9 protein-coding genes are annotated in these 9594 nt (G+C 72.4%); 1 reads left to right on the top strand and 8 read right to left on the bottom strand.

What is annotated here, in order from left to right; all coding sequences use genetic code 11:
- Positions 1 to 50: 50 nt before the first annotated feature.
- From AB0D67_RS36175 to AB0D67_RS36160, 4 genes are read right to left on the bottom strand one after another with little or no spacing between them, the layout of a single operon-like run.
- Positions 51 to 944: a dihydrodipicolinate synthase family protein gene (locus AB0D67_RS36175; protein ID WP_362946049.1), complete on the bottom strand. Its 894-nt coding sequence runs from the start codon at positions 942 to 944 to the stop codon at positions 51 to 53.
- A 5-nt stretch (positions 945 to 949) separates the two neighbouring features.
- Positions 950 to 2371, bottom strand: coding sequence for an NAD(P)/FAD-dependent oxidoreductase (locus AB0D67_RS36170; protein ID WP_362946047.1), 1422 nt, complete (start codon positions 2369 to 2371; stop codon positions 950 to 952).
- Positions 2368 to 2676, bottom strand: a complete 309-nt coding sequence (locus tag AB0D67_RS36165) for a (2Fe-2S)-binding protein (RefSeq protein WP_362946045.1) — start codon at positions 2674 to 2676, stop codon at positions 2368 to 2370. The genes AB0D67_RS36170 and AB0D67_RS36165 overlap by 4 nt, the downstream gene beginning before the upstream one ends.
- On the bottom strand, positions 2676 to 3929 hold the full coding sequence (locus AB0D67_RS36160; RefSeq protein WP_362946042.1) for an FAD-binding oxidoreductase: 1254 nt from the start codon (positions 3927 to 3929) through the stop codon (positions 2676 to 2678). Before AB0D67_RS36160 ends, AB0D67_RS36165 begins: the two co-directional genes overlap by 1 nt.
- A gap of 257 nt (positions 3930 to 4186) precedes the next feature.
- Here AB0D67_RS36160 and AB0D67_RS36155 point away from each other — a divergent pair, with 257 nt between their 5' ends.
- Positions 4187 to 5176 carry a COX15/CtaA family protein gene (locus AB0D67_RS36155; protein WP_362946039.1) on the top strand — a complete coding sequence of 330 codons (990 nt, stop codon included), beginning with the start codon at positions 4187 to 4189 and terminating at the stop codon, positions 5174 to 5176.
- Between the two features lie 123 nt (positions 5177 to 5299).
- On the opposite strand, the gene AB0D67_RS36150 is transcribed toward AB0D67_RS36155, so the two are convergent.
- The 4 genes from AB0D67_RS36150 to AB0D67_RS36135 are packed head-to-tail and all read right to left on the bottom strand — an operon-like array spanning position 5300 to position 9533.
- On the bottom strand, positions 5300 to 5743 hold the full coding sequence (locus tag AB0D67_RS36150; protein ID WP_362946036.1) for an NUDIX domain-containing protein: 444 nt from the start codon (positions 5741 to 5743) through the stop codon (positions 5300 to 5302).
- Between the two features lie 12 nt (positions 5744 to 5755).
- Positions 5756 to 6523, bottom strand: coding sequence for an SDR family oxidoreductase (locus AB0D67_RS36145; RefSeq protein ID WP_362946034.1), 768 nt, complete (start codon positions 6521 to 6523; stop codon positions 5756 to 5758).
- The gene (locus AB0D67_RS36140) at positions 6520 to 7566 is read right to left on the bottom strand and encodes a hypothetical protein (protein ID WP_362946032.1); all 1047 of its coding nucleotides are present in this window, start codon (positions 7564 to 7566) and stop codon (positions 6520 to 6522) included. The genes AB0D67_RS36145 and AB0D67_RS36140 overlap by 4 nt, the downstream gene beginning before the upstream one ends.
- Complete coding sequence (locus AB0D67_RS36135) at positions 7563 to 9533, bottom strand: hypothetical protein (protein WP_362946029.1); 1971 nt, start codon at positions 9531 to 9533, stop codon at positions 7563 to 7565. The genes AB0D67_RS36140 and AB0D67_RS36135 overlap by 4 nt, the downstream gene beginning before the upstream one ends.
- Positions 9534 to 9594: the final 61 nt, after the last annotated feature.

Here is a 9594-nt window from a genome sequence, read left to right as displayed (position 1 = left end):
CTGCTCACCCGCCGAGATCAAATAGCCCAGCAAGGTTCAGTGACACGCCACTAGCGCAGGCCCTCCGCCAGGACCTTCTCGGTCGCGGTGCGCACCGCGGCCTCCTGCTCGGGGGTCAGCGGCGTGCGCGGCGGGCGGCACGGGCCGCCCGGCCGGCCGGCCAGGTCCATGGACAGCTTGATGGCCTGGACGAACTCGGTCTTGGAGTCCCAGCGCAGCAGCGGGTGCAGCGAACGGTACAGCGGCAGCGCGGTGGCCAGGTCACCGGCCGCGGCCGCGGCGTACAGGGCCGCGCACGACTCGGGCAGCGCGTTGGGGTAACCGGCCACCCAGCCGACCGCGCCGGCCAGCAGCAGCTCCACCAGCACGTCGTCGGAGCCGACCAGCAGGTCCAGGCCCGGGGCCAGCTCGGCCAGCTCGTAGGCCCGGCGCACGTCGCCGGTGAACTCCTTGACCGCGACGATCAGCCCCTCCTCGTGGAGGCGGGCCAGCAGCGCGGGGGTGAGGTCCACCTTGGTGTCGAAGGGGTTGTTGTAGGCCACGATCGGCACGCCCGCCCGGGCGACCTCGCGGTAGTGCTCCAGCACGGCCCGCTCGTCGGCCCGGTAGGCGTTGGGCGGCAGCAGCATGACCGCCCCGCACCCGGCGTCGCGGGCCTGCTCGGCCCAGCGGCGCGCCTCCAGCGCGCCGTAGGCGGCGATCCCCGGCATGACGCGGTCGCCGCCGACCGCCTCGACCGCGGTCTCCACGACACGGGCCCGCTCCTCGGCGGTCAGCGTCTGGTACTCGCCCAGCGAACCGTTCGGCACCACGCCGTCGCAGCCGCCGGCGACCAGCCAGCGGCAGTGCTCGGCGTAGCGGCCGAAGTCGGGCGCCAGGTCCTCGCCGCCGAGCGGCAGCGCGGTGGCCACCATCACTCCGCGCCAGGGCTTCTCACGGGTCATCACGGTCATCCTTCCGAAGGGGGGCGTTCCAGGCCGGCGAGGTCGCCGAGCCGGACGGGCTGGGCGATCGGGCGCCGCGGCGCGGCGGGGTCCTCGCCCGCCAGGCACGCCACGGCGTAGCCGCACATGCGGCCCTGGCACCAGCCCATGCCGGGCCGGGCCAGGAGTTTCACGGAGCGCGCGTCGACGGCGCCCAGCCGGCGCGCCTCGCGCACGGCCGACAGCGGCACCTCCTCGCAGCGGCAGACCAGGGTGTCGTCGCGCAGCCAGTCGCGCCAGCCGGGCCGTACCGGGTAGGCCTCGTGCAGCGCCCGCGCGAAGGCCGCGAGCCGGTCCACGCGCCGCGCCAGGGCCGGCAGCGGCGGGACACGGCGGCCCTGGTCGGCGGCGACGGTACGGCCGGCCAGGCGGCCCTCGGCCTCGGCCGCCTCCGCGCCGCCGACTCCGGTGGTCTCCCCCGCCGCGTAGACGCCGGGCACGCTGGTGCGCCGGCCCGCGTCCACCGCGACGACGGGGGTGCCGTCGGCGTCGCGGCGGGTCGCGCAGCCCAGCTGGACGGGCAGCTCCAGCTGGGGGACGAACCCGTAGCCGAAGGCGAGGGTGTCGCATTCGACGGTCCTCGTCGCGACCGGCCGCCAGTCCGCGTCGAGCCGGGCGACGGTGACGTGGGTCAGCGCGTCCTCTCCGTGCGCGGCGACGACCGCGTGGCGGCCGCGGTAGGGCACCCGGTGGCGGGCCAGGACGGCGGCGTAGCCGGCGGCCTCGGCGGCCTTGCCCGCGGCGAGCAGCGGGTGGCGGGCCAGGCCGAACCGGCCGCCCGCCTCGTAGACGCCGCGCACGTCGGCGCCGGCCCTGGCCAGCCCGACGGCGACCGGCAGCAGGAAGGGACCCGTCCCGGAGACCACGACCCTGCGGCCGGCCACGACGAGGGAGCCCTTGAGCAGCGCCTGGGCCCCGCCCGCGGTGAGCACGCCGGGCAGGTCCCAGCCGGGGAACGGCAGCGGGCGGTCGTGCGCTCCGGCGGCGATCAGCAGCGCGCGGGCGCGGACGGTGCGGGGCCGCTCCTCGCGGTCCCCGGCCAGGCACCGCACGACAACCGCGGCGCCCGCCGTACCGTCCACCGTGTCGTCCGCCGTGCCCGTCGTCTCGCAGCCGGTCCGTTCGACCGCCCAGACGCGGTGGCCGAGCAGCGTCTCGGCGCGTGACCGCAGCGCCTCCCACTGCCGCATGAACCGCTCCAGGCCGTGGTGCAGCGCCCCGGGACGCCGGGCGTGGAAGGTCTCGGGCAGGTGGCGGTGGTACTGGCCGCCGGGCCGGGGCGCGGCGTCGATCACCACGACGTCCAGCCCGGCGAGGGACGCCTCCAGCGCGGCGGCGACCCCGGCGGGGCCCGCGCCGATGACGGCCAGGTCGTACACGCGCGTCACCGTCCGCTCACCTCCTCCTCTCCCGCGGACGTACTGACCCGGTCGCCGGGGCGGGCCTCGGTCACGCAGGCCCGCAGGGCGGGGACGTCGTTGACGGTGACCAGGCAGTCGAAGCAGACCCCGATGCCGCAGAACAGCCCCCGGGGACGGCCCCCGAACCGGGTGGAGCGCCAGGAGCGGACACCCGCGGCGTGCAGCGCCGCGCCGACGCTCTGGCCGGGGACGACGGGGACGGTCCTGCCGTCCACGCTGATCTCGAACGCGGGGTCGGGACACGCCCCCACGAGCTCGTACGGTGGCCGCATCAGCCCTCCTTCGCGGGTGTGCCGGTGCCGGTGCCGGGATTCGCGGGTGTGCCGGTGCCGGAACGGCCCGGCTCGGAACGGCCCTGTTCCGCACGGTCATGTTCCGAACGGCCCGGCTCGAAGCGGTCCGGGCGGAAGGGGCCCAGGTCGAGGCCGGGCCGGACGCCGGTCAGGGCCTGGGCGATCAGGTGCCCGGTGGCCGGGGCCAGGCCGATGCCGGCGCCCTCGTGGCCGCAGGCGTGGTACAGGCCCGGGGCCCTGGGGTCCTCGCCGATCACCGGGAGGTGGTCGGGGCAGTAGGGACGGAACCCGCAGTAGGCGCGGATCACCCGGCGCGCCGCCAGCGCGGGGAACAGCTCGACGGCCTGGCGGGCGAGCCGTTCCAGGACCGGGATCGAGACCGTGCGGTCGAAGCCGACCCGCTCGCGGCTGGCGCCGATGAGGACCGGTCCCGACGGGGTGCCCTCGACCACGGCCGAGGTCTCCAGCCCCTCCGAGTCGCTGGCGACGTTGGTGACGTAGGCGGCGGTGTAGACCTTGTGCAGCACGAGCGGCTCGTCGAGCGGCTCGGTGACCAGGATGAACCCGCGCCGCGGCAGGATCGGGAGGTGCACCCCGGCGAGTGCGGCGACCTCGCCGCCCCAGGTGCCGGCGGCGTTGACGACGGCACCGGCCGGGATGTCGCCGTGGTCGGTCCGCACACCGGTGACGCGCTCGCCGTCGCGGAGGAAGCCGGTGACCGTGACGCCGGTGCGCAGGCTCGGCGTGCCGCTCCCGGCGCCCCGGGCGCTCCCGGTGACCTCGCGGAGCAGCGTGGCCGCGGCCAGCATGGGCTGGACCTGGGCGTCCTGGGGGTAGAAGACGCCCCCGGCGAAGCCCGGGGCCAGGTGGGGCTCGTAGTCGGCGAGCCTTCCGGGCTCGACCACGGTGTGCTCGACGCCCTGCCCGGCCGCCAGCGCGGTGAGGGCGGACAGCACCCCGTCGTCCTCGGCGACGACCAGGCCGCCCTTGGGCTCGTACTCGAACCCGCCGAGCCCGGCCAGCTCGCGCCACAGGCCGGCGGACAGCACGGCCAGATCGAGTTCGGGGCCGGGCTCCTTGTCGGAGACCAGCACGTTGCCCTCCCCGGCTCCTGTCGTGCCGCCCGCCACCGGTCCCCGGTCGAGCACGACCACGTCGAGCCCGGCCCGCGCCGCGTAGTGGGCGCAGGCGGCGCCCACGACCCCGGCGCCGATCACGACGACATCCGGCACGGCCCACCTCGTTTCCTCGTCCGGCCCGCCGGTACTATGTCACATACCTCAGGGGCGATCAATGCCTTCCCGTCCCGATTCCACCCTCCGCCGCCCCCACCCTCGCTCTCGCCTCCCCCGCCCTGCCCTGTCGCCCCGGCTTCCCCCACCCCGGCCCCGTACGGCCTCAGCCGGGGCGTCCGGCGCGCGGCTCCGCCGCTCCCGAGGACCCGGGGGCGAAGGCGGGACCATCCCCCGCGCCGCCTAGCATGTGAGCCGTGAACCACCTTTTCGACCAGGCTCGTCGCCGCGCCGTGGACCTGTGGCTGTCCGTGTGGTCGCCCACGACCGCCACCATGCGCCGCTGGGCGCTGGCCGCGGTGGTGGCCAACGCCGGAATCACCGTGACCGGCGCGGCCGTACGGGTCACCAAGTCGGGCCTCGGCTGCCCGACCTGGCCCCGCTGCACCCCGGAGAGCCTCCTGCCGACCGCCCACGAGGGCATCTCGGCGGCCAACATGGCCGTCGAGTTCGGCAACCGACTGCTGACCTTCCTGGTCCTGGCCGCCGGCCTGGGCTGCCTGATCGCGGCGGCCCGGCTCTCGCCCCGCCGCCGGGTCCTCGTCGGCCTGGCGCTGCTGCAGCCGGCCGGCGTGGTCGCGCAGGCCCTCTGGGGCGGCCTCGTCGTGCGCAGCGCGCTCAACCCGGTCACGGTGAGCGTGCACTTCCTGCTCTCCATCGCCCTGATCGCCGCCTGCTTCGCCCTCTACGCCCGCGCCGGCGAGGGCGACGGCGCCCCGGAGCCGCTGGTCCACCGCGACATCCGGATCCTCGGCCGCGTGCTGGTCGCCGCCGTGGCGGTGCTACTGGTGGTCGGCGTCGTGGTGACCGGCACCGGCCCCCACTCCGGCGACCAGATCGCCACCCGGTTCCCCTTCGACATCCAGGCGGTGGTCCGGCTCCACGCCGACGTCGTCTACGTCGTCCTCGGGCTCACCCTCGCCCTGCTGCTCACCCTGCGGGTCAGCGGCGCGCCGGCCCACGCGCGGCGCGCGGCGCTGACGCTGCTCGGCGTGGAGCTGGCCCAGGGGGTCGTGGGATACGTCCAGTACTTCCTGGCCGTGCCCGCCGTACTGGTCGGCGTGCACGTGCTGGGGGCGACGCTGGTGTGGATCTTCACGCTGCGCGCGGTGTACGCACTGCGGACCCGGCCCGCCCTCGCCGTCCCCTCCACCGAGCGGGAGAGACTCGCCCCCGTCCCGGCCTGACCGAGCCCGCAGCGGGCGACGGGCGTACAGGCCGCTTCAGAGCGTGACCGAAACCGTCCCCGACGACGGGAGGCCCCGTCGCGTCCGGCGTGGTCAAGAGAAGAAGGCCGTTCCCGCGGCGGGTCAGGCCGGGGCCACCCTCAGGTCGGGGAGCCGGAACAGCTCGTGGGCATGGCCGGCCAGCAGGCGGGCGACGGAGGCCGGCACGAGGTCGATCCCGGCGAGACCCGCCGCGGTGAGCGGGACCTCCTCGACGACGTACTCGCCACGCGCCGGGTCGGCGAACTCCGGCCCGTCCCGGCGTGCCGGGTCCCAGGAGTGGATCCGGGCCAGGAAGAAGTACTGGCGGTCGTCCCCGTCCTCGATGTGGATCAGCGCGTGGACGGCGGCGGCTCCGGCGAGCTCCTCGCGGATCTCCCGGTGCAGCGCCGCCTCCAGGCTCGCGTCGCCGTCCTCGACCCCGCCGCCGGGCAGCACCCAGTACGGGGTCACACCGGGGCGGAGACGTCTGACGGTCAGCAGGCACCCGGCCGGGGTGACCAGGACGCCACGGACTCGTTCACGCATGCGGGTGTCCTTTCAGTGCAACAGCCATCCGCCGTCGACATGGAGGGACTGACCCGTGATGAACGACGCACCGGGGCCTGCGAGGAACGCTACAGCAGCGGCGACGTCTTCGGGCTGACCACGTCGATGAAGGCACTGGCGGGCGATTTGCGCCTCGACCGGAACGCGCTGGCTGTCAGGCAAGATTTCTTCCCGGGCGACCTGGGTGGGACCGGGGACCACGGTGTTCACCGTGATCCCGTACGGGCCCAGTTCACGGGCCAGTGAACGGGTGAAGCCGATCACTCCGGCCTTAGCCGCCGCGTAGGCGACCAGTCCTGGACGGCCGGAGCGAGCCGTGATGGATCCGATGGTGATGATCCGGCCGCCGCCTGTCCGGATCATCGCGGGGGTGAACGCTCGCGCGCACCGGTAGTGAACGGTGAGGTTCAGGTCGAGGGCCTTTACCCAGGTGGCTTCGTCGAGATCGGCCCATGGGATGCGGGGATAGTCGCCGGCATTGTTGACGAGGATGTCGACCGTACCGAGCTGACGATGGACGGTAGCGGCAAGCTGTACGACCTCGTCGGGGCGGGTGAGGTCAGCTTCAACGGTGATCGCGATACGGCCGATGGCGGCGACCCGATGAGTGACTTCGAGAGCCTCGTGCTCTTGGTGGCCGGGATGATTGATCACGACATGTGCACCGGCGGCAGCCAGGTGAAGTGCGATGGCAGCACCGATGCCGGTGGCCGCGCCGGTGACGACGGCGACGCGACCGTCGAGTGAGTGGGGTGTCATGGTTTCTCCGTGGCGGCGAAGTGCTCCAGGGAAATGTTCGGATCAAGTGCCTGGGAGAGCTTGGCCAGGCAGACGGCCGCGTCAGCGGGTGACATCGCGCTGAGGGGAATGACGCCCATGATGCGCAGCGTCAGCCACGGTCTCAGCGCGGCCATGGGGTCTGAGCCGGGGGCACCGATGAGCGAGCCGACGTCGGCGCTCAAGCGCCGCAAGAGGGCGTCGATCGCGGCCCGTCGCCCCGCACCCGCCCGTAGCGTCCCTGCGACTTCGACGCGGTCACCGTATGTGCGCAGGTGAGCCATAGCGGGCGGCAGTACTGCCGCTGCCCGGATGTGAGTGGTGCGGGCATGGGTGCGAGGTTTGTAGCGGGGTACGAGCCAGCCACCCATGGCGAGTAGATACCACAGGAGAACCGCGGCCTCCCCGGCGAGGGTATTGCGCCCGGCGTGCTCATAGTCGAGCCAGCACAGCGGAGCAGCGATGTTCGGCTCGGTCGGATCGCCTTGGGTGAGCGCGGTCATGCACAGGGCGCCTGGGGAGAAGTCATGGCGGAGCCGGATCAGCAAGCCTGGAAAATCCAGTTTGGCGACATGGGCGCCGTTGTCCAGGAGGAACGGCGGCAACCGCCCGTACCAGTTGTCCAGCCGACCTCCGGGAGCGAGGCGGGCTATGTACAGGCCGGGTTGACACGCACCGATCGGGGCGATGCCGCCGGTACGAGCGGCCGCCGACCGCCAGCCGTCGCAGACCGCGTCGATGAGTGCGATCACTTCAGGTACACGCCGGGGATCACGGTCGGCGGCGGTGATGAGGTCGGCCAGCAGGAGTCCGCACCGTCCGGTGGCGAACACGTCCTGGTAGATGAGCGTGTGCTCTCCCGATGAGGTGATACTGCCCAGCAGCGCCGCTACAGGCATGTGATCGCGAATGGTCCGGTGGCCGATGACCTCACGACGTGCCCGATCGGTGGGCATGGTCTTGCGGAACGTACCGTCGGGATGGCGGTGGAAGCCGCCGTACGGATCCTCGATGCAGGCGGTCATGCGGCGGCTTCCAGACTGGTGAGCCACCAGGTGAGCACCCGTCCGGCGAGAGCGGTGGCGGCAGTGGCGTCGAGGGGCGGGACAGCCGGGGTCGGCAGACCAGCGAGCTCAGTGAAAGCCTCCAGCGCCTCGGCGTCGCCCGGACGTGTCTGGCCTTCGCAGCGCAGCACGATCTTCGCGAGGAGGGCGGCGGCCTTGTAGGTCGCACGGACGTCAACGGGGTCGCATAGCAGAATGCGCCGCAGGTCCATCGCCGCGGCAGCGCCGTCGTGACGGGTACGAGTGACGACTGTGGGGACATCGGGCGCAGGCAGCAGCAGTTTCGGCGAGGCCCATAGCGCGGGCAGGGCTCCGCTGGCGATCGCGGCGACCGTGTAAAGCAGCCGGGACGTCAGCGCGCCGGTCCTGCATTCACCGAGAGTGATCACGGTGAGACCCAGCTTGACATTGCCCAGCCGATTGCGACCCGCTCGCAGGGCGTCACTGATCCGAGGCAGGGCAGCCGGGGCGGCGATGATGAGAACATCCAGGTCGCTCCACCCGTCGCGATACTCGCCACGTGCCCCGGAGCCGGTGACCGCGACCAGGTCCACGCCTGAGTCCGGGTGAGTGAGCATTTCCAGCATGCGATCCAGGAACTCGGTCAGGTGCTCGGGCAGCCCGAGATCAGCCGGGACGACGACGCGTGGCCGCAGGGCGGGCCAGAACCGACCTCGGATCAGCCGGTCCAGGGTGTGGCCCAGGTCGACGGCGGAGCGGTTGTTGTCGATCACGACGTCAGCGATGTCCCGAATTCGGTCGGCACCACGGCTCCGCTTCACCGCATCCCGCTCGTCGACGTCGGCAGGCCCTCGGGTACCGCGCCGACGCCGTACGGCCGGACAGACGTCGAGGTAGACCGTGGTGAGTGCGCTGCCGAGGAGCTTGGCCAGCTCGTACGCCAAGTCGTAACTATGAAGGCTTTCGATGCTGAAGTGCGGCTGATGGCGATGGGCGGCGGCGTAACGATCCAGTTCCAGCACCAACAGCTCGGCCTGCTCGGCAGCGGGCAAAGCATAGACATCGGTGACCCCGTGGCGGGCGGCGCCGCAGTCCAGCAGGTAACCGATCTTCAGGCGGGTGAAGCCGTGCTCGTGCTGCAGATGATCACCGGCGGTGGATTTACCGCATTCCGACAGGCCACCGAGAGCGATGGTCCATCGGCCGATGACGGCCACCGGTGGCACAAGCAGATCATGACTACGCAGATGACGGCAGATCGCATCATGCACCTTCATGATCGATTGGTCGTCGACCACGATCACGTCTCGGTCGCGGATGAAGGCGAGGTGCCGGTTGAGCATCTGCTGGTAGGCGGCGTACCGGCTGGTGACGGTCTGCTCCCGGGCCAGCGCCCGGGTGGCTCCGCGATGAGGATCGATGTGGTGCAGTAGGTGCACCTCCAGTTCGGCGGTCCTCGCAGCGGAGATGTCCTCGGCGTAGGTGGCCAGCAGACGATGGGCCTGCTCCACAGCGCGCGGGTAGGGCTCGCCACTGCGGCTGGCTATGGTGGCGATAATGGAGGCTTCCAGCATCGTGATCCCCCGGTCGACCAGTACAAAAGGATCCGGGGATGACCGGGCCGCGCGGGCGCGGGCGAGGTAGGAGCAGGCCAGGACGTCGACGACCTCCTCCACACGGGCGGTTTCGAACCACCACGCGGGGAGGTCCGTGGCCGTCGGCCATCGAGGGTCGTAGACATTGAGCGGGTCCAGGACGGTGGCGCCGCAACGACGGCTCAGCAGGCGGATGTTGGTGGTCTTGCCCACATTGTCCGGGCCGCTGAGCGCGATGATCACCGGTGGTGAGGTGATGGAGTCTCCACGGCCGATGGCCGGGTTTTCGATCTGTGGCATCGTTTCCTTCCAGAAGTCGCCGTGACCAAGGGTGAACGCCGGTAGAACGGCCTGCTTCACAGTGACAGCCACGTCACGTACCGTCATTGCGAAAGTGCGCCCCGCATATTGAGGGCACGCCGTCAATGACGCG

It is taken from the genome of Streptosporangium sp. NPDC048047 (genome assembly GCF_040653115.1).
Classification (GTDB): Bacteria; Actinomycetota; Actinomycetes; order Streptosporangiales; family Streptosporangiaceae; genus Streptosporangium.
This window is presented reverse-complemented; position numbering and strand designations above follow the sequence as displayed.